Source organism: Amnibacterium flavum (genome assembly GCF_003097495.1).
Taxonomy (GTDB): Bacteria; Actinomycetota; Actinomycetes; order Actinomycetales; family Microbacteriaceae; genus Naasia; species Naasia flava.
In genome coordinates this window covers 1,476,844-1,502,564 of the sequence record NZ_QEOP01000001.1, presented here as the reverse complement: position 1 = coordinate 1,502,564, position 25,721 = coordinate 1,476,844, and the positions used below count along the sequence as shown (strand labels likewise).

The following is a 25,721-nucleotide window of genomic DNA, read 5'->3' as shown; positions in this document are numbered from 1 at the left end:
GCGAACGGGACCGGAGGTTGCAGGTTCAGACCACCCGGGCGTACCTGCGGGCGAGGATCCACCGCTCCCCGACCCCCCACAGCGCCGAGATCGCCATGTAGATGGTCGCCGCGAACGGAACGAAGACCGCCGCGACGAGCGAGAGGTACGGCGCGAATCCGAGGGCGCGCATCATGCCGGGGCTCGGCGTCGGCATCACCGGCTGTCCCGGTGCCGGTTCGGGGGCGGGGAGGCTCGGCGGCGCGAGACGGAGGGCGAGGCGCCGAGACAGCTCGGCCGCGAGGGTGATGGAGAGGACCGCGATCAGCATGACGACGACCGAGGCGGGATCGATCGCGCCGGAGAAGACGGTGTGGCCGAGCGGGATGCCGAGCGGCACTCCCGCGAGACCGTCGGCGAGCAGACTGTTGAGGCCGCCGTGGATCTCCGGACGGGTGAAGATCGCGTAGATGACCGCGACGAGGGGCGCCTGAGCGAGCAGCGGAAGACATCCCGCCACCGGCGAGGTACCGGCGTCGCGGTAGAGCGTCGCCAGTTCGCGCTGCATGCGTTCCGGGTTCTTCGAATGGCGTCTCCGCAGTTCGGCGACCTGCGGTGCGAGTCGGCGGGCGGCGGCCGACGACTTCGCCGCCGCGATCCCGAGCGGGAGCATGGCGATGCGGACGATGACGGTCGCGAGTGCGATCGCCAGCGCGGCGGATGAGGCACCGGCGAACGGTGCGAGGGCGGTGCCGAGAGCGGCGACGGCGGAGTAGGCGAAGTCGAGCACGGCCTGGAAGGGGCCGAAGGCGAAGGGGTCCACGAAGAGTTCTCCTGAGGGTGAAGGAATGAGCGGGCGACGTCTGGTCGCCCTCCTCCCACCGCAGGGGTGGAACTCAGACGACCGGGAGGGTCGCTCCAGGAGCTCGCGGAAGTCGACGACCCGGCGCGTCGGGCATGGCATGCGGAACGGGAACGGGATGCGCGACCCGGGCCCGCGGGAACACCGGCGGCGCCCCGAGCAGGGCCAGCCGAAGTGCGGCCCGGCGACCCCAGCGGTCGGCGATGGCCAGGACGCAGACACCCGCGAGGGCCACCCCGCCGAGCAGGGCCAGAGCCGTCAGGAGGTCGAGGTGCGGCAGCACGAGGGAGCCGGCGTCGCGAACGATCGCATCGCGCAGCACCCCCAGCAGAACCGTCATGGCTGAAGTCTTGCAGATGCCGGTGATCCGTCGCGAGCCGGCCCTGGAAGAATCGAGCGCGTAACCTTCACCATCCGAACCGCCGACTGGGACGAACCGGAAGGGGTCGTTCTGCGACTCGCTCAGCGTGCGGAGCTCGACGCGCGCTACGGCCGCGACGACCACGAACCCGGCCCGAAGCCGACCGCGGCGGACATCGACGTCTACCTCATCGCCGTCGACGACGAGTCGGGCGATGCGATCGCCTGCGGCGCGCTCCGACGACTGGAGGACGGCGTCGCCGAGATCAAACGGATGTACGTGCGTCCCGAGAACCGTGGCAGCGGGGTGGCGACCGCGGTCCTCCGCGCCCTCGAGAACGAGGCCGTCTCCCATGGCTGGCGGACGCTGCGTCTCGAGACGGGGACCGAGCAGCCCGACGCGATCCGGTTCTACACCCGTGAGGGGTACCACGAGATCGACCTGTTCGGCTACTACGTCGACTCCGACCTGTCCGTCTGCTTCGAACGCAGCCTCTGACCGGCTGATCGACAGGAGTTGCCGGGTGCACGGCCAGGGTGCGCGCCTAACGTCGGATCATGACTGAAACCCACGACGAGAAGACCCTCGAGGCCAAGGACGTCGCCTACTCCCCCGCCAGCGAAACCGAGACGGAGCGCAAGCAGGAATCGGGAACGACGAGCGAGGCGACCGCGGATTCCGACGTCGACTCGGATGACGTCAACGTCCTGCCCGGCACCGGCGGTCCCGACGATGTCGGCGATGTCGATGTCGACCCTTCGGACGTGAGCCTCGACGGGAAGCCGTTCCCGGGCCACGCCTGAGGGCTACGTGTCGGGGCTTCGGTCTCGATGCGCGCTTCGCGCTACTCGACCTCCGGAGACCCTACCGAGACCCGCTGCCCCCGGAGGTCGAGTAGGCCGAAGGCCATAACTAGCCCCCCGGTCAGTCCGGCAGGAGCATCGCGTCGTCGAGCAGGGACCGGATGCGCGGAAGCAGCTCGGCACGCAGTTCCGACTCGTCCGCCTCGAGCAGTGACGCGATGGCGGCGATGATCTGCCCCACGGCGAGCTCCCCGTCGCAGGCGCCGACGAACGCGGCGAGCGCGGTGTCGAGCAGCACGGTCCGCATGAAGCCGCCGCCCTGTCGGAGATCCATCGCGGCAGGGTCCGCGTCTCCGGGCCAGTGGTGCCTCTGCTCTGTCACATCGGGCGCGACGACGAGCCTGGCCGACAGCAGGGCGACATCGTCCCGCTCGACCTGCCAGTCATGCCCGTCGAGCGCGGCCTGCAGGTGCCGACCGAGGCCGCCGGGCTCATCGCCCAGCGCGTCGGCCACCCGCTCGAATCGGCGCAACGTGACGACCCCTCCGACGGGACGCCGCAGCAGCAGGTACCCGAAGCCGACAGCCGTGACGCCGCGGGCGTCGAAGTCCGCGAGCCACGCCTCGTGGAGCGCATCGAACGCGGGCGTGCCGGGCAGGGTGCCCCCGTCGCGGATCCAGGTCTCGGCGTACAGCGAGGGGTCCTGTCTCTCCCTCTCGATGACCCAGGCGTCGAGGCCGCTCGCCTCCGCCCAGCCGCGCACGCGGTCGAGACCGTCCTCGTCGGCGCGGTACTCCCAGTTGCCGAGCAGCTGTGCGATACCGCCCTCGACGAGCACGTCGGAGACACCGCGCACGACCGCCTCGACGATGCCGTCGCCGACGAGGCCGCCGTCCCGGTACTCGTAGTCGGGGACGTCGGCGCCCCGCGGGGTGATGACGAACGGCGGATTCGAGACCACGCGGTCGTATCGCTCGCCTCGCACCGGGTCGAACAGGCTGCCGAGGCGGGTCACGACGAGGGTCTCGTTGAGTGCCGCGTTGAATCGGGTGAGCTCGAGCGCACGTGCCGAGATGTCGGTCGCGACGACCTCGTCGGCGCCTCGGGAGGCGTGCAGCGCCTGGATACCCGATCCGGTTCCGAGGTCGAGCACCCGCCGGGCGCGAGTCGGCAGCTGGAGGCGGGCCAGCGTGAGCGAGGCGCCGCCGACCCCGAGCACGTGGTCGAGCCGGAGGGGCCCGTCGGTCGCGATCTCGCCGAGGTCGGATGCGATCCACCAGTGCCCGGCGCCGAAGGCATCGACGAAGGAGTAGGGGCGCAGGTCGAGTGCGGGAGCGACGGCGTCGCCCTCGATTCCGACGAGCCCCAGCTGTTCGGCTCCGAGGGCACCCAGGGAGGGCAGGGCGCGGTCGAGGTCCTCCTTCGTACTCGGATAGCCGAGGACGAACAGGCGGGCGAGCGTGGCGAGGGGCGACGGGGCGGAGGCCTCGAGGCGCCGGAGTGCGGGGAGCCGGCGTCCACGGTGGAGGGCCGCGTCGGCGGAGTCGCCCCACAGCTCCCGCAGCGCGTCGACCGTGTACCCGGCTGTCTCGAGGTCGCGCCGCAGGGCGGTGATCTGTTCGGTCACGGGATCGCCTTCCTGCCGCGGCACTCGCCGGGACCCTCCATCCTCGCATCGACCCGCCGCGGCATCGGTGGACAGGAGCGACGGCATGGTTGGCTGGGCTCATGACCGCCCACCGGCCGCTGACGAGACGCTCCCGCTTCGCGACCTCGCGCGGTCTCGATCGCGTCGTGTTCTTCACCGATGCGATCGCGGCGATCGCCATCACGCTGCTGATCCTGCCCCTCGTCGACCTGGTCCCGCAGTCGTCGGAGGGCGGCGCCACCCCGGTCGACTTCATCGTCTCCAACGGAGCGCAGGTGATCAGCTTCCTGATCAGCTTCCTCGTCATCGCCCGGCTCTGGTATGCGCATCACCAGCTGTTCGAGCACGTCGTCCAGTACACGCCGCTCATCGCCGTGCTCAGTGTCCTGTGGGCGTTCACGGTCGTCGTGCTTCCCCTGCCCACCGCGATGACGTCGGAGTTCGAGCCATCGGTCTTCACCGTCGCCTTCTACGTCGGCACCATGACTCTGAGCAGCGCGACCCTCACGGCGATGGCATTCGCGGTCAGGGGGCACCCCGACGCCGAGTCGAAGGACAACCCGGTCAGCGTCCACGCGCTCGTCGGCAGCCTCACCATCACGGTGCTCTTCGTCACCGCGCTGATCGTCGGCCTGTTCTTCCCCGACATCAACTACTGGGCGCTGCTCGTCCTCGTGGTCGCCGGACCCGTCGGGGCGGTCATCGAGAGGCTCTGGACCCGCGGCAAGGCCGGTTAGGCTTGTCGGCAGAATGCAGCCGCTCAACGAATCAGAGATCAGGACCTCGTTCGTCAACGCGTCCGCCGGCGAGGCCGGGCGTTTCACGTTGCCGGGATTGCACGAGGTGCTCTGGGATCAGCGCGAGTACCTCGGCTGGCGCGATCCGAAGGCGCCTCAGCGCGGCTACATCGTGACCTGGCGCGACGGCAAGCCGATCGGCCTGCTGCTGCGAGCCGCCGAGTCGTCGATGCGTCCCGGATTCGCCGCGATGTGCTCGCTGTGCAGCACCCAGCAGCCGGCGAACCAGGTGTCGCTGTTCTCCGCGCCGAAAGCGGGCGAGGCGGGACGCGACGGCAACACGGTCGGCACCTACATCTGCGCCGACCTCGCCTGCTCGCTGACGATCCGCATCGCGCCGCCCAAGTACGACATGCAGCCCGACCCCGCCGAGATCGTCGAGCGTCGCATCAGCACTCTCCAGACCCGGCTCGGAGCGTTCACCGACTCCGTGCTGGCCTCCTAGCGCTCCCTCGGCCGCCGCGCCCGGATCGCGGACCCGTCGCCGTCGCGGACCCCCACGGGGCGGACGCCGCTCGCAGGAAGCCTCGGTCAGCGAGTCGCGCCCGCGCCGCCCTCTGCGAGCCAGGCGAGACGACGGAGGGTCTCCCGGTTGCGGATCGAGAGACCGATCGATCGGATGAACTCCGGCACGAATCGGCCCGGACCCTCGACCGCGTCCTCCTCGATGCGGACGACGCTCCCGTTTCCGCGGGCTTTCACGTGGATGACGACGCGGGCCTCCCCGATCGGCCAGCCGTGCGCCTGCAGCGCGACCCGCCGAGGGGGCTCGCACTCGAGCACGACCGTCTTGTCGTTGATGAGCAGCGGCCACACGCCGAACGAGTGGTGCAGTTCGGAGTCGACGGCCGGCCACCTCGCATCGACGTACCTGATCCTCGACGCCCCGACGACCCACGCGGGGTACAGCCACCCGTCGGCCAGCACGTCGAAGACCTGTTGCGGCGTTGCGTCGATGATGCGGGAGTTACGCGACATGCTGTGCTCCATCCGGTGCGAGCGACGGCGGGGCTGCGACCCCGAACTCGTCGCGGAGTGCGGTGACAGCTGCGTTCCAGCCGGCCATGCCGTGGACGCCGGGGCCCGGTGAGGCCGAAGCCGACGCGAGGTAGACGCCCTTCGCGGGGGTGCGCCACGGGGTCGGTGACAGCACGGGTCGCGCCAGCAGCTGAGCGAACGACCCGGCGCCCGACGCGATGTCGCCGCCGACGTAGTTGGGGTTGTAGACCTCGAGCCCCTCAGCGGAGCTGCTCGCCGAGGCGAGGATCACGTCGCGGAAGCCCGGGGCGAACCGCTCGATCTGACGTGTGATCGCCTCCGTCGGATCGACGGTCGACCCCGCGGGCACATGCGTGTAGGTCCAGAGCACGTGCCTGCCCGCCGGCGCCCTGGACGGATCGAACGTCGTCGGCTGAGAGGCGAGCACATACGGGCTGCGCGGGATCCGACCGGTGGCGACGTCCCGCTCCCCCCGTGCGACTTCAGGTCGTGTGCCGCCGATGTGCAGCGTGCCGGACCTGACGAGATCGGGGTTCGTCCACGGCACGGGAGCCGAGAGGGCGAAGTCGACCTTGGCGGCGGCGTTGCCGAACCTGAAGCGACGCAGCCGAGCCCGGTAGGCGTCGGGCAGACGGTCTCCGGCGATCCGCGCCATGCCAGCGGCACTGGTGTCGAACAGCACGAGGCGGGAGGCGGGCAGCGCTCGGATATCGGTGACGTCGATCCCGGTCTCGATGGTGCCGCCGTGCGCGCGGAGATCGGCCGCGAGGGTGTCGATGATGCTCTGGCTGCCGCCGATCGGGATCGGCCACCCGGCGGCGTGCGCGTGCGTGGCGAGGGCGAGCCCCGCCGCAGCGGAGCCGAGCGTCGGCATCGGCTGCACCGCATGCGCCATGACCCCCGACAGGAGCGCGGGTGCCGCATCGCCCGACCAGCGCAGATTCCAGAGCGGACCGCCCTGCTCGAGTGCTCGCAGCCCGAGGCGGAGGGTGGCGACCGGATGACCCACGGCACGGAGAAGGGCGCTGCCCGTCACCTCGGCGAGGGCTCGGCCGTCTGCGACGAGAGGGCCGAACATCTGCTGCCAGGCCCTGCCGTCACGCCCGAGTCCCTCGGCGGTCAGCGCGATATCGCGATGCGCCAGGGCGGCGCGTCCGCCGTCGAGCGGGTGGGCGTAGGAGATCTCGGGAGTCACGAACTCCATCCGCTCGCGCAGCCGGAACTCGGAGAAGAACGGGGATGCGAAGGCCATCGGGTGGACGGCCGAGCAGATGTCGTGCCGGAACCCGGGAAGTGTGAGCTCGGCCGTCCTGGCCCCGCCGCCGATGGTCTCCGCGCGTTCGAGAACGGTCACGGAGAGTCCGGCGCGGGCGAGGGTCACGGCAGCCGCGAGCCCGTTCGGGCCCGAGCCGACGACGATCGCATCGAGAGTGCTCATCGCGTCCGAGTCTGGCAGCAGCGGTCACCCGCGCATGCATCCATCGGGATGCTGTCGGCCAGCACTCAGAGTCGATGAGCGCGACGAGGTCAGCTCCTCGGGTCGGCCAGTACGGAGAGCACGTTGCCGGCGGGGTCCTTGAACCACGCGATGTCGGGACCGCGTCCGCCCCCACGGGCGATGCCGTTCGGCTCGGTCTCGAACTCGTCATCGCTGTAGATCTTCGTCACCACCCCACGCGAGTTGAGCTCGCCCACCGCGGCATCGATGTCGTCGACCGGGAAGTTCAGCACGGTGAAGGTGGCCGGTTCGTGGTTGTCCTTCGGGTAGACGAACACCGCTCCCCCGCCCGGGAAGGTCAGGTTGAATCCGCCCATGTTCTCCTCGACGGAGAGCCCGAGCGTGTCGCGATAGAACACGACGGACTCCGCGATCCGGTTCGACGAGAAGCCGCTGAACGCATGACTGGTCCCGAGCATGGCAAAATCTCCACTCTCCGCAGTTTGCGGATGACAAAAATGTTTACACTGTGAACAACTGCGACACTACGCTGTGCCGCACTCCACCAGAACCCCTTCCGAGCAGAGGCACAGATGACCGCGACGCCGGTGCGCAGCACCTACCGCCACGGGGACCTGCGCCAGGCCCTCCTGGATGCGGGTCTCGACCTCGCCCGTGACGGCGGGCCCGACGCGGTGGTCCTGCGTGAAGCCACTCGACGGGTCGGCGTCTCTCCCAATGCGGCCTACCGGCATTTCGCGGACCGCGGCGCGCTGCTCGACGCGGTGTCCGCGGTCGCGCAGGGGCTCGCCGCGGATCGGATCGAGATCGAGTGGGCGAAGGTGCCCGCCGACACCGACGAGGCGACCATCGCGCGAGGGCATCTTCGTGCCGTCGGCACCGGGTACATCGGGTTCGCGCGCGAGCAGCCGGGACTGTTCCGGGCGGCATTCAGCGTGCCGCACGATCTCCGCCACGCGTTCTCGCCCGATAAGGCGGGAGCGGCCGGAAGGACGCCGTTCCAGCTGGTCGCGCTGTGCCTCGATGAGCTGGCGGCAGCGGGGGTCGTCACCCCTGAGCGTCGACGCAACGGCGAGTTCCTCGCCTGGTCGACGGTGCACGGGCTCGCCATGCTCGTCATCGACGGGCCGCTGCGGGGCCTCACCCCCGAGATGATCGACGACGCGGAGACCCGCCTGCTCGACATGGTCGACCGCGGCCTCTAGCCGCCGCCCACCGACCCCCGGCCTGCGCATCGCTGCGCTCAGCGGGCGGCGACTTACCGCCCGCCCACTGAGCGCACCGAAGTGCAGGGCACCTCCGGCACCCGCCGCCCAGTGAGCCCGCCGAAATGCAGCCTGCGCACCCCGCCCGCCCACTGAGCGCAGCGAAATGAAGGGCACCCGACGGCCGGTGGCACCCGGCGATCTCAGGCCTGCGCGCGCTCCAGGATCAGCTCGCGGACACGCGCGGCATCCGCGGTGCCCTTCATCGCCTTCATGACCGCACCGATGACGGCGCCGGCCGCCTGGACCTTGCCGTCGCGGATCTTGTCGAGCACGTCGGGCTGAGCGGCGAGAGCCTCGTCGATGGCGGCGATGAGTGCCGTGTCATCCGAGACGACAGCCAGCCCGCGCGCCTTGACGACCTCATCGGGCGTGCCTTCGCCGGCGATGACGCCTTCGAGGACCTGACGGGCGAGCCGGTCGGTCAGCTCGCCGCTCTCGACGAGGGCGATCAGCTCGCTCACGTCGAAGGGCGAGATGAGCGTGCCGGCCTCGACACCGCGCGAGTTGGCGATGCGCAGGATCTCGCCCAGCCACCACTTCCGGGCCTGTGCGGGAGCCGCGCCGGCGGACACGGTCTGGCCGAGCTCGACAAGGAGGTTGGCGTTGACGAGGTCCTGGAACTCGGAGTCGGTGAATCCGTACTCGGCCTTGAGCCGACGCCGGAACGCGGCCGGCGACTCGGGCAGCGCCGCACGCAGTTCGGCGACGAGCTCGCGCGAGGGCACGATGGGCACCAGGTCGGGCTCGGGGAAGTACCGGTAGTCGTCGGCGTCGGACTTGACGCGTCCGGGGCTCGTGACCCCGGTGTCCTCGTGCCAGTGCCGGGTCTCCTGCAGGATCGATCCGCCGGCGTCGAGGATCGCGGCCTGCCGCTGGATCTCGTAGCGGACCGCGCGCTCGACGCTGCGCAGCGAGTTGACGTTCTTCGTCTCGGTCCGGGTGCCGAGCTTCTCCTGACCGCGGGGACGCAGCGACACGTTGGCGTCGCAGCGGAGGTTGCCGCGCTCCATCCGCGCCTCGGAGACACCGAGCGATCGGACGATGTCGCGGATCGTGGCGACGTAGGCGCGCGCCAGTTCGGGCGCCCGCTTCTCGGCCCCGTAGATCGGCTTCGTGACGATCTCGACGAGCGGAACGCCGGCTCGGTTGTAGTCGACGAGGGAGTACTCGGCGCCCTGGATGCGACCGGTCGAGCCGCCCATGTGGGTGAGCTTGCCGGCGTCCTCCTCCATGTGGGCACGCTCGATGGGGACCGTGAAGACGGTGCCGTCGTCGAGTTCGACCTCGACCTCGCCCTCGAACGCGATGGGCTCGTCGGACTGGGAGATCTGGTAGTTCTTCGCCAGGTCGGGGTAGAAGTAGTTCTTGCGCGCGAACCGGCTCGTCGCGGCGATGCTGCAGCCGAGGGCGAGCCCGAGCGAGATCGAGTAGCGGACCGCCTGCTCGTTCACGACGGGCAGGGACCCGGGCAGCCCCAGGTCGACCGTGGCGATCAGCGTGTTGGGGGCGGCGGATTGCGCACCGCTCTCCGCACCGAACGCAGCCGGGTTGGGCGCCGGCGAGAACATCTTGGTGACGGTGCCGAGTTCGATGTGGACCTCGAAGCCGAGCACGGGCTCGAACTTCTCGAGCGCGACATCGAAGTCGAGCAGCTTCTCAGCGGCCATCAGAGTGCCCCTCCGTCGGGCTCGGTGCCGGCGCCCGGTTGCGGCGCCAGGTGTGCGGGGACGCGGCCGACGGGCTTCGGCTCGTAGCTGTGCGGCACGGTCGGCAGCAGGTCGAGGAGCGGGTGCCCCCACGCGTCCTCGAGCAGCGCCTCGAGAGTCGCGCCGAAGCGGTAGAGACGGGCGTCTTCACGGGCGGGTGCCATGATCTGGAGCCCGACGGGCAGCCCGTCTTCTGGCGCGAGGCCGATCGGAAGCCCCATGCCGGGCACGCCGGCGAGGTTCGCGGGGATCGTCGTGATGTCGTTGAGGTACATCGACAGCGGGTCCGCGGTCTTCTCACCGAACTTGAACGCCGTGGTGGGCGCGGAGGGCGACAGCAGGAGATCGACCTGCTCGAACGCGGCATCGAAGTCGCGCTGGATGAGTGTGCGCACCTTCTGGGCGCTGCCGTAGTAGGCGTCGTAGTACCCGGCGGAGAGGGCGTAGGTGCCGAGGATGATGCGTCGCTTGACCTCGGGGCCGAAGCCCGCCTCGCGGGTGGCAGCCATGACCTGCTCGACGGTTCCCCCGCCCTCCGGCGTGACGCGGAGGCCGAAACGGACGGAGTCGAACCTGGCGAGGTTGCTCGACGCCTCAGCGGGGAGGATCAGGTAGTACGCGGCGATGGCGTACTCGAAGTGCGGGGCGCTGACCTCGACGATCTCGGCACCGGCCTGCTCGAGGAGGCGGAGCGTCTCGGTGAAGCGCTGCGTCACACCGGCCTGGAAGCCGGCACCCCCGAGCTCCTTGACGACACCGATCCGGACTCCGGACAGTGCCAGGTTCTCGGCGCCGGCACGCGCGGCGTCGGCGAACGACGGCCACAGCTGGTCGAGCGAGGTGGAGTCGCGGGGGTCGTGGCCGCCGATGATGTCGTGCAGGAGCGCAGCGTCGAGCACCGTGCGGCTGACCGGACCGACCTGGTCGAGCGAGGAGGCGAGCGCGATCGCCCCGTAACGCGAGACGCCGCCGTACGTGGGCTTGACGCCGACCGTGCCGGTGACGGCGGCGGGCTGACGAATGGATCCGCCCGTGTCGCTCCCCAGCGCGAACGGCGCCTCGAAGGACGCGACGGCCGCAGCGGACCCGCCGCCGGAGCCGCCGGGGATGCGGTCGAGGTCCCACGGGTTGCGGGTGGGGCCGTAGGCCGAGTACTCGGTGGACGACCCCATGGCGAACTCGTCCATGTTCGTCTTGCCGAGGGGGATCAGGTTCGCCGAGCGCAGGCGCGCGACGACGGTCGCGTCGTACGGCGGGATCCACCCCTCGAGGATGCGGGAGGCCGCGGTCGACGGCATGTCGTAGGTGCACAGCACGTCTTTGATCGCGATGGGCACGCCGCCGAGGGGTCCCACGTCGTGGCCGTCGGCCCGGAGCTGGTCGACCTCGCTGGCGCGCTTGAGTGCCGCGTCGCCGGCGATGTGCAGGAACGCGTGGACTCCGCCGTCGATCTCGGCGATGCGGTCGAGGTGGGCCGAGGTCGCCTCGACCGAGGAGACCTCACCCGCGGCGAGCTTGTCGGCGAGGGCGGAGGCGGTGAGCCGGGTCAGATCGTCGCCCATCACTGCTCCTCCCCCAGGATCGCCGAGACGCGGAAGCGTCCGTCGGCTGCGTCAGGGGCGCCGGAGAGAGCCTGCTCGTTGGTGAGGACGTCGCCCACGACGTCGGGCCTCAGCACGTTCTGCAGCGGGATCGGGTGGCTCGTGGCGGGCACATCGGCTGTCGCGACCTCGCTCACCTTGCGCACGTTGTCGACGATCGAGGCCAGCTCGGTCGCGAGGTGATCGACCTCGTCGGGAGTGAGCGCGATACGGGAGAGAGCGGCGAGATGCTGCACCTGCTCGCGGGAGAAATCAGACACGCCTCAAGTCTAGGTGCGCCCCTCCCGCCCCTCCGCCGGTCAGCGGTCGAGCAGTGCGAGGGTCTTCAGCTGGTCGTCGTCCGATCCGTCGGTCACGAACTCGCCGCGGTCGATGCCGATGAGCGCGAGATTGCGCAGCGATTCGGTGCCGGGCTCGAGGTACCAGTCGTGCCCGACCGACGCGGTGAGCACGGCGCCGGTCACGGGATCGCTGGAACCCGAGACGTTCATGCGGTGCGCACCGAAGGACGGCGCGCTCGGGTCGACGCCGAAGAAGGCGGTGTTGACGATCGGGTCCCACGGCGCCTCGCCGACCCACACCTTGTCGCCTGCGATGCCGAGCTGCGAGACGTTCGACACGTCACCGCCCGGCGAGCCGATCATCGCGAGCGCATCGATCGTCATCGTTCCTCGGGACAGCGCCAGTGTGGTGGCCGTCGCTCCGTAGGAATGGGCGAAGACGGAGATGTAGGGCTCGTGATCGGCGCGGAGCGCCTTCAGGCCGTTCACGAAACCGGCGAGCATCTCCGCGCCCTGCTCGGCGAGGTCGAGACTGACCGCGTTGGTCACATCGGGTGTCTGGTAGCCGATCCACGAGACGGTCGCGACGGAGCGCGGGTCGGAGAAGGTCGTCTGCCAGGCCTCCTGCGACTGGTAGAGGTCGGATGCGACCTTGGTCCACTCCGACATGTGCGCCCGCACGGAGAGGAGCGCACCGGGTACGAGAATGCTGATGAAGTCGGCCCGCTCGATCTCGCCGATGGCGACCGCGGCCTTGCCGGGGAAGGTCGTGTCGAGCGAGATGAGGCGCCGCTCGGGCGACCCGGTGGGGCGCTCGAGGGATTCGTCGATCTCGCGCAGCATGTCGAGCCGCTGGGTGATCGATCCGGCCGCCGCCTTGCCCATGCCCGATTCGAGACTCGCCTCCAGCGTCGCGATGGTCGAGTCGAGGAGTCCGCGGTTGACCCGGTCGCGGAGATCGAAGTCGATGCCGTCGAGGTTGCCGATGAGCTCGGGCGACTCCGCGATAAGGTCGTCCTGGGTCGCCGGGCTCAGACCGGTCCACCAGGTCTCGATCTCGTCGAACGACGGCGGCGGTGTCACCAGCTCGCCGAGATCGTCCGAGGCGCCTTCGTCGCTCTCGGCCGGAACCGGGCTGGCGGGAACGTCGGGAAGCTCGGATTCGACCGTCGTCACGCAGGAATTGCTCGCGCACGCGACGGATGCATCGACCGCCGGGACGGGAGTGATACCGAGCGAAAGGCCGAGTGACAGGCTGAGCGCGACGACCATCGCACCCGCACCCGTGAACACCCGAAACCCCCTGAGCCACCCACCGCTTCGACCGCGGCGCAGCCCGGGAAGAGGGCGGCGGGGGCCGTCCTCACTTCATCGGGCGTGGCCCCCATAGTAGGTACACACGGAAGGACACTGACAGTCCCCCGTTTCGCGACTCGCCGAGCCGTGACGAGCTGTTAACCTCAGCGCCCGGATCAGCGGACAGGGCGGGCTCAACCCGAGCCGAAGATGTCCTGTCCGCGCTTGGTGAGAAGGTCGTACGCCTGCTTGTAGGAGGTCGGCACCTTGTCGTCCTTCGTGCCGTATTTCGCGATGAGCATGCCGACCAGGCCGACCCCGGGAGGGCTGAGCGGACGGTCCTCGTCGGCGGCGTCGAACGGCAGGTCGCGTTCGGGGTTCGCTGGAACGTACTGCGGGTGGGTCTCGGGCCAGCTGACCGGATCGCGCGGGTCGGCGAGGTTGGTCGCGTTGTCGATCGTCGGAGCCCCGTTGTCTCGGGCGGTGATGGGCGGCAGCCCGTACTTGGTGGTGAGGGTGCTGATCACCGAGCCGTGGTGCATGGGGTCGTGGATGACACTGCCCTTCGCCGTGTACGCCGAGATCGCGATTGCGGGCACACGCACGCCGAGACGGTTGAACTGGAATCCCATCTCGGTGTCGGCCTGCGGCTCGGGCGGCGTCGCGGCGGGCGGCGGCACGTGGTCGTAGGTGCCGCCGTGCTCGTCGAAGGTGACGAGCAGCATGGTGTTCATCGCGTTCGATCCGGTCGACGACGAGCTCGCACGCACGGCGGAGTAGATCTGGTGGAGCAGCGCCTCGCCGGCGCGGACGTCGGAGACCGCTCCGCCGGCGATGATCGTCCCGTCGACGTCGGTCTCGGTCAACGGGCCGACCGGCGGGTGCATGTCGTTGTGGTCGTAGACCATCCGCGGCTCCACGAACGAGTACGCGGGCAGCTGACCCTTCGCCACATCCTCGTAGAACTGGGTCATGGTCCGGAAGTTGGTCTTGAAGTACGGCTCGAGGGCGGGGGCGTGGATGAATCCGGTCATCGAGACGATCTGCTTGTCGTCGTAGTAGACCGCCCAGTCGAGGCCGCCGTCGGTGAGCCGGTTGAAGATCGTCGGGGAGAGGTTCTTGGAGTCGAACCACTTCTTGTATCCGCCGTCGCCGCTGTTGGTCACGTAGCCGTGCGAGGTGGAGGCGTTGAAGAAGGATCGGTTGCCGAAGGTCTGCGACGGGACCGCGCAGTGCCACGCGTCGTAGATCGCGAAGTTCCTCGCCAGCGTCGAGAAGACCGGCAGCATCTGCGGATCGAACGCGCCCATGACGACGGAGTACTCGTCCTCCGTGGGCTCCTTGCCCTCGTGGTCTGCGGTGTAGTTGTTGATGTAGTCCTGCAGGAACCCGCTCATGTCGGGTGAGGAGTCGTCGGTCGGCGCGTTGAACGGCGCCGTCATCTTGCCGACCTTCTTGTGCTTGTTGCTCTCGGGGGCGACGGTGCCGAAGAGCTGGGTGTTGACGTGCGGGTACTCCTCGCCCGGATCGGGGCGGGGGCTCGACATGATCTCGTCGGTGTTGCCCTTGTAGCGATGGACAGCGACCTCGTGGCCCTTGGCTGTCCTGTTCGAGTGAGCGCTCGTGAGCCCTTCGAACGTCTGACCCTCGGCGAGACCGCCACCGTCGTAGAGGTAGCCGAAGATGTTGTCGAACGAGCGGTTCTCGTACATGACGACGATGAGGTGGTCGAAACCCGGCCCTTCCGCGCGGGGCGGAAGGCTCCCGGTGGGAGTCGGGACGGGCGCCTGGGCATCGCTCGGTGCGCGGCCGAGCTGGCTGACACCGAAGGCCGCTGCGGCGCTGGCGGCGACACCCGCGGCGCCGAGGCCCGCGACCCTCAGGAAGTTGCGCCGGCTCGGCTTCGGCGTCTCGCGCGTGGAATCGTCATCTCCGGGGCGGTCGTCAGACACCGTCTGGCCCTTCTCGCAGCAGGATCGTGAACTGTTCAGCGTTGAGGATGCGGACGCCGAGCTGCTCGGCCTTGGCCAGCTTCGACCCGGCCCCTGGTCCGGCGGCGACGAAATCGGTCTTCTTCGAGACACTCGAAGCGGTCTTGCCCCCCGCGGCCAGGATGGCCTCGACAGCACCCTCCCGGCTGTACCCGTCGAGAGTACCCGTGGGTACCACCGTTATCCCGGCAAGCACGCCGCCTGCCTCGGCCGCCGCTCCGGGCCCGGGGTGGCCCGGTGTCGCCAGCTGCACTCCGGCGGCGGCCCAGCGGTCGAGGATCTCGACGTGCCAGTCCACCGCGAACCAGTCGATCAGTGCGTCGGCGATGATCGGGCCCACGCCGTCGACGGCGGCGAGCTCGTCTCGGGACGCCGCGCGCATCGCGTCGATCGAACCGAAGTGCTGGGCGAGCGCACGCGCGGCGACGGGCCCGACGTGCCGGATCGAGAGGGCGACGAGCATGCGCCAGAGCTGCTGGGTCTTGGCCTTCTCGAGGTTGGTGACGAGATCGAGTGCACGTTTGGACGGCACGTACTCGGCATCGCCGGGGAAGCCCTCGACGGCATCGGGATCATAGGGGCCGTCCTTCTTCGCCCGGCGGCGTCGATAGGGCGAGAGACGTTTGGGCCGGCCGTCCTCCTCGACGACCATTCCGGTCTCGGCATCGCGGACCACCACCTCGATCGGGAACAGATCGGCGAGAGTGAGATCGAACAGGCCCGCCTCGGTGACGAGCGGCGGCGATTCGGGAACGAGCGGCTGGGTGAGGGCTGCGGCGCCGACCTCGCCGAGCGCCTCGATATCGAGCGCTCCCCGCGAGCCGATGTGCTCGACGCGCCCGCGCACCTGAGCAGGACACGACCGGGAATTGGGGCAGCGCAGATCGATGTCGTCCTCGCGAGCGGGTGCGAGGCGCGTGCCGCAGGCCGGGCAGAACTCCGGCATCACGAAGGCGCGTTCGGTGCCGTCGCGCAGCTCCACGACGGGGCCGAGCACTTCGGGGATCACATCGCCCGCCTTGCGCAGCACGACCGTGTCGCCGATCAGCACGCCCTTCTGCTTGACGACCTGCTGGTTGTGCAGCGTCGCCTGCCGCACCGTCGATCCGGCGACGAGGGCGGGCTCCATCACGGCGAACGGAGTGGCCCGACCGGTGCGACCGATGGAGACGACGATATCGAGCAGCTTGGTGTGCACCTCCTCGGGCGGGTACTTGTAGGCGATCGCCCACTTCGGCGCACGACTGGTCGCGCCGAGCTCGACGTGCAGCGCCAGGTCGTCGACCTTGACGACGACCCCGTCGATCTGATGCTCGACGCCGGCGCGGCCCTTGCCGTAGCGCTGGATGTACTCGACCGCTCCGTCGATGTCGTCGAGCACTCGGAAATGGCTCGAGATCGGCAGGCCCCACTCGGCGAGCAGGGCGTAGACCTCGGATTGCGAAGTGATGGGCCCGATCTTCGGGTCGGCACTTCCGCTCTCGATCTGACTCACGGGCCACGCCCCGATGCCGTGGACGAGCATGCGGAGGCGCCGGATGCGGTCGCGCATGAGTTCGAGCCTCGCCGGAGTCTTGCCCTCCTCCTTCTGCCGGAGCGATCCGCTCGCCGCGTTGCGCGGATTGGCGAACACGCGTTCACCGGCCTCGGCCTGACGCGCGTTGAGCTCGTCGAAGAGGGCGACGGGGAAGAAGATCTCGCCGCGGATCTCGACGAGGTCGGGATGCCCCGTGCCGGCGAGCCGCTCGGGGATGGTGCCCATGGTGAGCACGTTCTGGGTGACGTCCTCGCCTACGACTCCGTCACCGCGGGTGGCAGCCGTGACGAGGATGCCCCGCTCGTAGCGGAGATTGATCGCGAGCCCGTCGATCTTGAGCTCCGTCAGATAGCGGACCTGCTCACCGCCGGCGTCGCGCTCGACCTTGGCCGCCCATGCCCGCAGCTCATCCTCGCTGAAGACGTTGTCGAGGCTGAGCATGCGCTCGGCGTGCTCGACGGGCGCGAACAGCGTGGTCTCGGCACGGCCGCCGACGGTCTGGGTCGGGCTGTCCTGACTCTGCAGCTCGGGGTGCAGTCGCTCCAGCTCTTCGAGCCTGCGGATCAGTGCATCGTATTCGGCGTCGGTCGCCGTCGACGCGTCGCGGTCGTAGTACTCGTCGCGCAGACGCAGGATCTGCTCGGTCAGGGCCGCGGCCTCGTCGGCCGCGCTCGCCAGGGCGACGGGCGTCGAGTCGGGCACCGGGTCGCGCTCGTCGGTCATGCCCCTATCCAACCTCAGACCGCCGACACGCGCGGCGCGCTCCGAGCCGACCCGGAGCCGACTGTCAGAGGGATCCGAAGTCCGCTGACCGGGATCAGGCGGTGACGGGAACGGCGGAGACCGTGCGGTCGATGGTGCACTGGCCGAGGACGCGGGTCCCGACGTAGACGACCGCGGTCTGTCCGGGGGCGACTCCGTCGAGCGGGGTACCGGGGGTGATCACCAGCTCCCCGTCGCGGACGACGGCGACCGCGGGGACCGGATCGGCGTGCGCGCGGATCTGGACGTCGCAGTCGAACGGGGTCGACGGATCGGCGGGGGCGAGCCCTGCCCAGGTGAAGCGCGCGCCCGCGATCTCGGAGGTGGCGAGCGCCTCCTTCGGTCCGACGACGACCTCGTTGGTGCGCGGCTTGACCTCGAGGACGAAGCGCGGGCGGCCGTCGGGAGCGGGAACGCTGAGGCCGAGTCCGCGACGCTGACCGACGGTGTACGACTCGGATCCCTCGTGGCGGCCGACCTCGGCCCCGTTGCGGTCGACGATGGGGCCGGGCTGCAGGTCGACCCGCTCGGAGAGCCAGCCGCGGGTGTCGCCGTCGGAGATGAAGCAGATGTCGTGGCTGTCGGGCTTGGCGGCCACGGACAGACCGCGCGCGGCGGCTTCGGCGCGGACCTCGGCCTTCGACGGGGTCGAGCCCAGGGGGAACATGGCGTGCGCGAGCTGCTCCGAGGTGAGCACCCCGAGGACGTACGACTGGTCCTTCGCCCATGCGGAGGCGCGGTGGAGCTCGCGGTTGCCGTGCTCGTCGGTGAGGATCGTGGCGTAGTGGCCCGTTGCGACGGCGTCGAAGCCGAGGTCGAGGGCTTTCTCGAGCAGGGCCGCGAACTTGATCCGCTCGTTGCAGCGCATGCACGGGTTCGGGGTGCGCCCGGCGGCGTACTCGGCGATGAAGTCGTCGACGACGTCGGCCTTGAACCTCTCGGAGAAATCCCACACGTAGTACGGGATGCCGATGACGTTGGCGGCGCGCTGAGCGTCCATCGAGTCCTCGATGGTGCAGCAGCCGCGACTGCCGGTGCGGAGGGTGCCGGGCATGCGGCTGAGGGCGAGATGCACGCCGACGACCTCGTGGCCGGCCTCCACAGCGCGCGCGGCGGCGACGGCGGAGTCCACTCCCCCGCTCATGGCCGCAAGAACACGCATCCCTCAATCGTAAACGCCAACCCGAACCCCGCTCCCGGACTCGGCCGTCTGCACGGATCAGGACCGGTTCCACGCATCAGGACGAAAACGGGGTCCGGTCCCGATCCGTGCGGAAATCGTCCTGATCCACGCAGATCTCCTGATCCGCGCAACCGGGTCAGCGGATGGAGGGTTCTCGGCTCGAGTAGCCGGCCCGCCGGGCGCGGGCGACGGCGTCGGGCAGGGCGGCGAGGAAGGCGTCGACGTCGGCCGCCGTGCTGCCCTGACCGAGCGTCATGCGGAGTGCCCCGCGCGCGTCATCCTCCTCGACGCCCATGCCGATGAGCACATGCGAGATCTCGCTGACCCCGGCTGCACAGGCCGATCCCGTGCTGACCGACACACCCGCGGTGTCGAGGAGGAAGAGAAGGGAATCGCCGTCGCAGCCGGGGAAGGTGAAGTGCGCATTGCCGGGGAGTCGCGCGTCCGGTGCCCCTCGCAGCACGGCGTCGGGGGCGATCTCGTGCACGCCGCGGACGAGCCGATCGCGCAGCTCGCGGACGGATGCGGAATGCGCATCCAACCGGTCGGCGGCGAGCCGCGCGGCGCGGGCGAAGGCGACGGCTCCCGCGACATCCTGCGTACCCGACCGGACCTTGCGCTGCTGCCCCCCACCGTGCAGGAGAGGCACGACGGAGGCCGACCGGGCGAGGACGAGAGCGCCCACCCCGACGGGCCCGCCGATCTTGTGAGCCGACACGCTCATCGCCGCGAGCCCCGAAGCGGCGAAGTCGATCGGCACGGACCCGAGTGCGCCGACGGCGTCCGAGTGCAGCGGGACGCCGTGCCGGGAAGCCACGGCAGCCAGCTCCGCGACGGGCTGGACCGTGCCCACCTCGTTGTTCGCCCAGATCACGGTCGCCAGCGCGACGGCACCGTCGTCCTCGGCGAGCGCCGTGTCGAGTACGCCGGGAAGTACCCGCGCCTGCGAGTCGATGCCGATCTCGTGGAGGCGGGCGCCCTCGGCGTCGACCAGCCAGTCGACCGTGTCCACGGTCGCGTGGTGCTCCCCCGCGGGCATCACGATGACGGGGCGGTCGCCAGCGGAGTTGCGGGACCAGTACATCCCCTTGATCGCGAGGTTGATGGCCTCGGTGCCGCCCGAGGTGAAGACGATCTCGATGCTGTCGCAGCCGAGCACCTCGGCGAGCTGCTCGCGGGCCTCCTCGAGCATGCGCTTGGCTTGCTGACCGTGCCCGTGGATGGACGCCGGATTGCCCACGACGGCGAGGGCGCGCGCGTATTCCTCGAGCACCTCGGGATGCAGAGGAGTCGTCGCGGCGTGATCCAGGTAGGCGACCATGACCAATACTCTAGAAAGCATGACGTCGGTCGATGCGCTTCAGCGGCTGGGCGTCTCCCGGGGCGACTCCGGAATCCCCGAGCTCCGGGTCTGGAGCTCGAACGCGTCCTCCATCGAACTGGTCCTCTTCGATGACGCCGATCCGCTCTGGATCACCTCGACCGCGCCGTTCGTGCGCGAGGCCGACGACGTGTGGTCGGTGCGTTCCGCGGGGCTCACTCCGGGGCGCCGGTACAGCATCAGGGTGTCGGGTCCGAGCGGTCCGCAGGACACCTTCAACCCCGCCTCCCTGCTGCTCGATCCGTATGCGCGCGGCGTCGTGCGTCTCGGACCGGGCAACTGGCGGGGCGTCGTCGTCGATGAGAGCTTCGACTGGGGAACGACGACCAAACCGGCCGTGCCGCTCGACCGCACGGTGATCTACGAGGCCCATGTGCGCGGGCTGACCAAGCAGAGCAAGCGGGTCCCGGCCGTCCTGCGCGGAAGCTACGCGGGCCTGGGCCACGACAGCACGGTCGCCTACCTGAAGGATCTCGGGGTCACCGCCGTCGAGCTGCTCCCCGTGCATGCGTTCGGCAGCGAGGTCCGTCTCGTCGGGCAGGGGCTCAGCAACTACTGGGGCTACAACTCGTTCGCCTTCTTCGCACCGCACCCCTCCTACGCCTCTCGCGCCGCGCAGCAGTCGGGACCATCGGGCGTTCTCCGCGAGTTCAAGCAGATGGTCAAGTCGCTGCACGACGCGGGGCTCGAGCTGCTGCTCGACGTGGTCTACAACCACACGGCCGAGGAGGGGATCGGCGGTCCGCGCTACAGCTTCCGCGGCATCGACAACGCCGGGTACTACCGCCAGACCGACAACGGTCAGTACATCGACACGACCGGGTGCGGCAACTCCCTCGACTTCGGACACGAGGTGCCGCAGCGACTCGTCCTCGACTCGGTCAAGTACTGGGCGAACGAGATGCAGGTCGACGGCTTCCGCTTCGACCTCGCCGCCGCGCTCGGGCGGGATGCCCGCGTCCATTACGACCGCGACCACCCGCTGCTGCTCGCCCTGCGCGACGACCCCGAGCTCGCGGGCGTGAAGATGATCGCCGAGCCGTGGGATGTCGGCATGGGCGGCTGGCAGACCGGCAACTTCCCCGCCGGCTGGAGCGAGTGGAACGACGGCTACCGCGGTACCGTCCGCGACTTCTGGCTGAGCGACATCGCGGCCATGAGGCACTACTCGCACCCGCCCGCGGGCATCGGCCGGCTGGCGGGCGCGCTCGCCGGATCCGCCGACGTCTTCCCGGCGGAGCGCGGCCCGCTCGCGTCGGTCAACTTCGTCACCGCCCACGATGGCTTCACCCTCGCCGACCTGACCGCCTACAACACCAAGCACAATCTCGGCAACGGCGAGCAGAACCGCGACGGCACCAGCGACAACAGGTCGTTCAACTTCGGCGTCGAGGGCGAGACCCGCGACCCGCGGCTGCTCGCCGACCGCCGCCGCGCGATGCGCAACATGATGGGGACCCTGCTGCTCTCGTCCGGGATCCCGATGATCACGGCGGGCGACGAGTACGGGCGAACCCAGCGCGGCAACAACAACGCCTACTGCCACGACAGCGACCTGACCTGGGTCTCGTGGCTGCGCACGGAGTGGCAGGAGCAGCTGGTCGAGGTGACCCGCACACTGCTCCGCATCCGCCGCGAGAACCCCGCGCTGCGTCCCATGAAGTACGCCGTCCGCGACCAATCGACGCCGCATGCCACCGAGCGCAGCTGGTATTCGGCCGAGGGCCACCGCATGGCCGACCACGACTGGCACTCCCCCAGCAACAGGACCGTCCAGTTCCTCGCCGCATCGACCCCCGCGGTCGAGAAGGCGAACATGGTGCTCGTCGCGGTCCACGGCGGCGAATACGACCGGAGCATCGTGCTGCCCGTCCACGACGGCATCACCGAGTACGAGCTGCTCTGGACGAGCGCCGACGACCTCGCGTCGGGCGAGTCCCTGGCGGCGGGCGAGGAGTACCTGATCTCCGGCCCGGCGATCGCGGTCTTCGCCGCCCACGGCGCTCACGACCGGACCGACCGCTAACCCTGATCGCCTGGCTTACCAGCTCTTCGACGGGCGGCGCCGCCTGAGGCGGGCCCCGCAGTCGCGAGGGAGTGAGGCGCGGGCTTAATCCACCGTTCACCCGGGCACCATCGGTTGTCTTCCTGACACCCCTAACGTCGCTCCATGCGACGGATCGGGCACATCGGGTGACGCGCCGCGTCGATCCGTTCATCGGCACCGAGGTCACCGATCTGCCGCCGCGAACCGGGCTCGCCGACACCTGGTGGTGGCCGAAGCCGCAGATCGGGAACACGCATCCGGGCGCGACCTCGCCGCTCGGGATGGTGTCCGCCTGCGCCTACTCCGGCGCCTACCCGACGGGGTACGGACGCTTCGACCTCGCCCTCGACGGTGTCCCGCCGACGCTCCACGACGGCCAGCTCGCGTCGGGCTTCACGCACTTCCAGCAGTCGGGCACGGGCGCGATCCGGAAGTACTACAACTACTTCCGCGTCACCCCCATGGTCGAGCCGCTCGACGTGCTCGGCCGGACCTGGGACATCGTCGACGAGCACGCGGAGCCCGGCTCCTACTCGGCGATGCTCGACTCGGGCATCCGGGCCGAGATCACGGTCGGCCCCAAGAGCGCCGTCCACCGCTACACCTTCCCGCAGCATGGGAACGCGCGCGTCGTCATCGACTTCTCGATGGGGGGCCTGACGATCCCCTACGGCGCGACGGTTCCGCTTCGCGCACATCTCGAGTCGCTCGACCCGACGTATGCGGCGGGCGAGATCGTCGTCGAGGGCACACCTCTCGCCGTCCACATCGAATGCGACAACCCGAACTGGCGTCGCATGCTCTGGTACGACCGGCGCCTGATGCCCGGCGGCACCCGGCTCGACTTCGACCGGATCCGCCCGACGACCCTGCGCCCGTTCGGCGTCATGTGGGCGGGCCCCAGCGAGCCGGGCGAGCAGATCGAACTGCGGTTCGGCTTCTCCCTCCGCGGCACGGAGCAGGCGAAGCGCAATCTGCACCGCGACTGCGGCGAGGGTCCCGCCCGGTTCGAGGAGAGGCAGCAGCTGACAGCCGGGTCGTGGCGCGACCACCTCGACACCATCGCGGTCGAGACCACGTCGGAGTCACGCGAGACGATCTTCGCCACCGCGCTCTACCACTCGCTCATCAAGCCGTGCCTGGCGCCCGACGAGAGCCCCTTCTGGCCCTCCGACGGCCCGTTCGCCTTCGATATCAGCACCATGTGGGACATCTACCGCACCCAGCTCCCGCTGCTCACGGCACTCGTCCCCGAACGCGCCGTCGAGCTCGCGAACGCGATGCTCACGATCTGCGAGGAGGAGGGCAACTTCCCGATCGGGTACCGGATGGCTCGGGGCAGCGACCGGTTCTCACGCCAGGGGAGCGCGCTCGCGCAGACCTTCCTAGCCGATCTCTGCCAGCTCGGGCTGCCGGGGATCGATTGGGATTGGGCGCTCGTGCACATGGCGAATGACCTGCGCCGCACCTACGGCGAGGAGTATCTGCAGCGCGGCGAGGCGCATCCGATCACCCATACGCTCGACATCGCCTTCGGCTACTGGTGCACGGCGCAGGTCGCCGAGCACGTGGGCGACAGGGCGCTGGCCGAGCAGTTCCTCACCCTCGCCGAGAGATGGGCTAACGCCTTCGACCCCGAGACCGGCCTGCTCAAGGACTCGACGTTCTACGAGGGCAGCCGGCACAACTACTCGTTCAGGATCCTGCACGACATGGCCGGCCGGATCGAGCTGACCGGCGGCGAGGACCGCTTCGTCGCGCAACTGGACGAGTTCTTCGGCTACGGCGCCGACCCGGTCACCCAGCCCGGCCTCGCCCCCGACGCGGCGGAGCTGCTCGCCGGCTACCGGCTGGGGCGCTTCGAGGGGCTCAACAACGAGCCCGACATGGAGGTCCCCTGGGCCTACTACTGGGCCGGCCGACCCGACCGGACGGCCGAGATCGTGCACGCGGTCATCAACCAACAGTATTCGACGGGCCGCGGCGGACTGCCCGGCAATGACGACTCCGGCGGGCTCAGCTCCTGGTACGTCTGGGCATCCCTGGGCCTGTTCCCGATCGCGGGACAGAACCTGGTGCTGATCGGACCGCCGTCGTTCGCGAGGTCGACCATCGCGGTCGGCGACGGCACGCTCACCGTCATCGCCGACGGATTCGCCGAGCCCGTCGCCGGCGGCCCCGTCCAGTACGTGCACGGGGTCAGCTTCAACGGGGAGCCGCTCGACCGCTCCTGGCTGCGCGGCGACGACGTCCGCGCGGGCGGCGTGCTCGTGATCACGCTCGGGGCCGAACCCGGCGCGTGGGGCACCACGACGCGCCCGCCCTCGTCGCCACGCCGCACGACGACCTTCCCTCCCGTTCCGACGACCCCCGCACCGCCGACCGCAGCAGAAGGGTGAACCCCATGAGCGAGACAGACCGTCGACTCGTCATCGTCGTCAGAGCCGATCCGGTGATCTGCGGCCATTCCGTGGAGGCCCGCAATCTGGCCGAGACGGCGCTGGAACGCGGCTTCACCGACGTGCGCATCGTCACCTGGCCGATCGAGCGACTCCAGGCGGCCGGACTGCCGCTCAAGCCGCTCGACGCCGTCCTCCCCTACAGCCCCGGGATCACCGTCGAACGGCCCGCGCCGGTCGGCGACTACAAGGTGCCCGACGGCCGTTACGTCGCCGGGATCACCGGCCGCCTGATCGAGCTCTTCACCGACGGCGTGCCGACCGTCGCCCTGTCGCTCTACCTCAGCCCGCACACCCTCGCGGTGTCGGACGCGCTGCGCGCGGCGTGGGGCACCGGACTCCCCGTCGATGTGACGACCGTCGCGGAGGCTGTCGGCTCCGACGTGACGAACGTCGTCCGCACGGCGGTGGAGGAAGGCCGGCTCGGTGCCGCCGCGCACATCCTCTCCAGCTACCTGTCTCAGGATGTCTGCGTCGCCGTCTCCGAGTACACGCGCGACCTGATCGTCGCCGAGGCGGAGCAGATCGACGCGCGTCACGGCACCCGGTTCGCCGAGCAGTGCCGTGCCCGCATCGCGATCTCCTACCCGGCGATCGATTCGGACCCGTATCTCGACCTCGACGACGCGCGGATCGAGGAGGTGCTGGCCTCGCGGGGACTCGAGCGCGACGGCTACGTGCTGTTCCTGTCCCGTCTAGCCGCGGCGAAAGGCGTCGACGATCTCATCGCCGGCTTCGAACTGAGCCACCTCGACGATGGCGTCCAGCTCGTCATCGCGGGCCGCGGTCCCCAGGAGGAGGCATTCCGGGCGCGGGCCGAGGAGTCGCCGCTCGCTCATCGGATCCATTTCCTGACCGATGTCGGCGACGCCGAGAAGCCCTACCTGATGGCCGGCTGCGCCGCGTTCGCGCTCCCCAGCAAGCCGAGGCCCGAGTTCGTCGAGACCTTCGGAATCGCGCTCGCCGAGAAGATGCTCGCGGGCGGAGGACCGATCATCACCGTCCCGACGGGCGGGATCGGCGAGGCGGTCGGCGAGCACGCGATCATGGTGCCCGCCGAGGACGCCGCCGCGATCGGTGCCGCCCTCGACCGGGCCATCCTGCGCACCACGCGGATGGAACGCGAACGGCAGGCGGTCGCGGCGCGCGAGTACGCCCTGCAGTTCGACCGCCGCAACGTGTTCGACCGCCTCTTCGCCCGCGTCCCGCGCCCCATCCTCGACCGCGAACCGGTCCCGGAGGTCTGATCCGAGACTCCGGGTCGCCCGCTTCGGGCGGTGTTCTGCGAGGAACACTGCCCG

Annotated in this window: 22 protein-coding genes; 8 read left to right on the top strand and 14 right to left on the bottom strand. The window is 69.9% G+C overall.

Translation table 11 applies throughout. The features are described 5' to 3' along the window. Positions 1–25: 25 nt before the first annotated feature. Positions 26–802, bottom strand: coding sequence for a YidC/Oxa1 family membrane protein insertase (locus DDQ50_RS06950; protein WP_165829728.1), 777 nt, complete (start codon positions 800–802; stop codon positions 26–28). A 73-nt stretch (positions 803–875) separates the two neighbouring features. Further along, positions 876–1,181 carry a hypothetical protein gene (locus tag DDQ50_RS17030; protein ID WP_133245928.1) on the bottom strand — a complete coding sequence of 102 codons (306 nt, stop codon included), beginning with the start codon at positions 1,179–1,181 and terminating at the stop codon, positions 876–878. A 51-nt stretch (positions 1,182–1,232) separates the two neighbouring features. Between DDQ50_RS17030 and DDQ50_RS06940 the strand changes: the two genes are divergently transcribed. Next, on the top strand, positions 1,233–1,700 hold the full coding sequence (locus DDQ50_RS06940; protein ID WP_205663604.1) for a GNAT family N-acetyltransferase: 468 nt from the start codon (positions 1,233–1,235) through the stop codon (positions 1,698–1,700). 59 nt (positions 1,701–1,759) lie between these two features. Beyond that, positions 1,760–2,005: a hypothetical protein gene (locus DDQ50_RS06935; RefSeq protein WP_116755894.1), complete on the top strand. Its 246-nt coding sequence runs from the start codon at positions 1,760–1,762 to the stop codon at positions 2,003–2,005. A gap of 121 nt (positions 2,006–2,126) precedes the next feature. Here DDQ50_RS06935 and DDQ50_RS06930 read toward each other — a convergent pair whose 3' ends face one another. Further along, positions 2,127–3,632 carry a DUF7059 domain-containing protein gene (locus tag DDQ50_RS06930; RefSeq protein WP_240614258.1) on the bottom strand — a complete coding sequence of 502 codons (1,506 nt, stop codon included), beginning with the start codon at positions 3,630–3,632 and terminating at the stop codon, positions 2,127–2,129. Between the two features lie 101 nt (positions 3,633–3,733). On the opposite strand from DDQ50_RS06930, the gene DDQ50_RS06925 reads away from it, so the two are divergent. Together DDQ50_RS06925 and DDQ50_RS06920 are read left to right on the top strand one after the other, a co-directional pair. Beyond that, a complete protein-coding gene (locus tag DDQ50_RS06925) occupies positions 3,734–4,390 on the top strand; it encodes a TMEM175 family protein (protein WP_116755892.1) in 657 nt (218 codons plus the stop codon). Positions 4,391–4,403: 13 nt separating this feature from the next. Then, the gene (locus DDQ50_RS06920; RefSeq protein WP_116755891.1) at positions 4,404–4,895 is read left to right on the top strand and encodes an FBP domain-containing protein; all 492 of its coding nucleotides are present in this window, start codon (positions 4,404–4,406) and stop codon (positions 4,893–4,895) included. A gap of 86 nt (positions 4,896–4,981) precedes the next feature. Here the strand turns inward: DDQ50_RS06920 and DDQ50_RS06915 are convergent, their stop codons facing one another. From DDQ50_RS06915 to DDQ50_RS06905, 3 genes are all read right to left on the bottom strand, one after another. Further along, entirely contained in the window at positions 4,982–5,428 is a 447-nt protein-coding gene (locus tag DDQ50_RS06915; protein ID WP_116755890.1) for an SRPBCC family protein, read from the bottom strand. Then, positions 5,418–6,887 carry a phytoene desaturase family protein gene (locus DDQ50_RS06910; protein ID WP_116755889.1) on the bottom strand — a complete coding sequence of 490 codons (1,470 nt, stop codon included), beginning with the start codon at positions 6,885–6,887 and terminating at the stop codon, positions 5,418–5,420. Before DDQ50_RS06910 ends, DDQ50_RS06915 begins: the two co-directional genes overlap by 11 nt. Positions 6,888–6,976: 89 nt before the next feature. Next, entirely contained in the window at positions 6,977–7,366 is a 390-nt protein-coding gene (locus DDQ50_RS06905) for a VOC family protein (RefSeq protein ID WP_116755888.1), read from the bottom strand. Between the two features lie 114 nt (positions 7,367–7,480). Between DDQ50_RS06905 and DDQ50_RS06900 the strand changes: the two genes are divergently transcribed. Continuing rightward, positions 7,481–8,113, top strand: a complete 633-nt coding sequence (locus DDQ50_RS06900; protein WP_116755887.1) for a TetR/AcrR family transcriptional regulator — start codon at positions 7,481–7,483, stop codon at positions 8,111–8,113. Between the two features lie 203 nt (positions 8,114–8,316). On the opposite strand, the gene gatB is transcribed toward DDQ50_RS06900, so the two are convergent. The 8 genes from gatB to DDQ50_RS06860 all read right to left on the bottom strand — a co-directional run bounded on the left by gatB (position 8,317) and on the right by DDQ50_RS06860 (position 19,854). Then, complete coding sequence (gene gatB / locus DDQ50_RS06895) at positions 8,317–9,843, bottom strand: Asp-tRNA(Asn)/Glu-tRNA(Gln) amidotransferase subunit GatB (RefSeq protein WP_116755886.1); 1,527 nt, start codon at positions 9,841–9,843, stop codon at positions 8,317–8,319. After that, positions 9,843–11,444, bottom strand: coding sequence for an Asp-tRNA(Asn)/Glu-tRNA(Gln) amidotransferase subunit GatA (gene gatA, locus DDQ50_RS06890; protein ID WP_116755885.1), 1,602 nt, complete (start codon positions 11,442–11,444; stop codon positions 9,843–9,845). Before gatA ends, gatB begins: the two co-directional genes overlap by 1 nt. Next, the gene (gene gatC / locus DDQ50_RS06885) at positions 11,444–11,743 is read right to left on the bottom strand and encodes an Asp-tRNA(Asn)/Glu-tRNA(Gln) amidotransferase subunit GatC (protein ID WP_116755884.1); all 300 of its coding nucleotides are present in this window, start codon (positions 11,741–11,743) and stop codon (positions 11,444–11,446) included. Before gatC ends, gatA begins: the two co-directional genes overlap by 1 nt. A 39-nt stretch (positions 11,744–11,782) precedes the next feature. Then, positions 11,783–12,940 carry an alpha/beta hydrolase gene (locus DDQ50_RS06880; RefSeq protein WP_165829727.1) on the bottom strand — a complete coding sequence of 386 codons (1,158 nt, stop codon included), beginning with the start codon at positions 12,938–12,940 and terminating at the stop codon, positions 11,783–11,785. A gap of 314 nt (positions 12,941–13,254) precedes the next feature. Next, positions 13,255–15,012: an alkaline phosphatase family protein gene (locus tag DDQ50_RS06875; RefSeq protein WP_116755882.1), complete on the bottom strand. Its 1,758-nt coding sequence runs from the start codon at positions 15,010–15,012 to the stop codon at positions 13,255–13,257. After that, the gene (gene ligA, locus DDQ50_RS06870) at positions 15,005–17,311 is read right to left on the bottom strand and encodes an NAD-dependent DNA ligase LigA (RefSeq protein ID WP_116755881.1); all 2,307 of its coding nucleotides are present in this window, start codon (positions 17,309–17,311) and stop codon (positions 15,005–15,007) included. Before ligA ends, DDQ50_RS06875 begins: the two co-directional genes overlap by 8 nt. A 94-nt stretch (positions 17,312–17,405) precedes the next feature. Further along, positions 17,406–18,512 (bottom strand): tRNA 2-thiouridine(34) synthase MnmA, encoded by a 1,107-nt coding sequence (mnmA, locus tag DDQ50_RS06865; protein ID WP_116755880.1) that lies wholly within the window; start codon positions 18,510–18,512, stop codon positions 17,406–17,408. A gap of 157 nt (positions 18,513–18,669) precedes the next feature. Beyond that, positions 18,670–19,854, bottom strand: coding sequence for a cysteine desulfurase family protein (locus tag DDQ50_RS06860; protein WP_116755879.1), 1,185 nt, complete (start codon positions 19,852–19,854; stop codon positions 18,670–18,672). Positions 19,855–19,873: 19 nt separating this feature from the next. Here DDQ50_RS06860 and glgX point away from each other — a divergent pair, with 19 nt between their 5' ends. The 3 genes from glgX (at position 19,874) to DDQ50_RS06845 (ending at position 25,667) form a co-directional block, all read left to right on the top strand. Beyond that, positions 19,874–21,940, top strand: a complete 2,067-nt coding sequence (gene glgX, locus DDQ50_RS06855; protein ID WP_116755878.1) for a glycogen debranching protein GlgX — start codon at positions 19,874–19,876, stop codon at positions 21,938–21,940. 167 nt (positions 21,941–22,107) lie between these two features. Then, positions 22,108–24,360 carry a glycoside hydrolase domain-containing protein gene (locus DDQ50_RS06850; protein WP_116755877.1) on the top strand — a complete coding sequence of 751 codons (2,253 nt, stop codon included), beginning with the start codon at positions 22,108–22,110 and terminating at the stop codon, positions 24,358–24,360. Positions 24,361–24,365: 5 nt separating this feature from the next. After that, positions 24,366–25,667: a glycosyltransferase gene (locus DDQ50_RS06845; protein ID WP_116756155.1), complete on the top strand. Its 1,302-nt coding sequence runs from the start codon at positions 24,366–24,368 to the stop codon at positions 25,665–25,667. Positions 25,668–25,721: the final 54 nt, after the last annotated feature.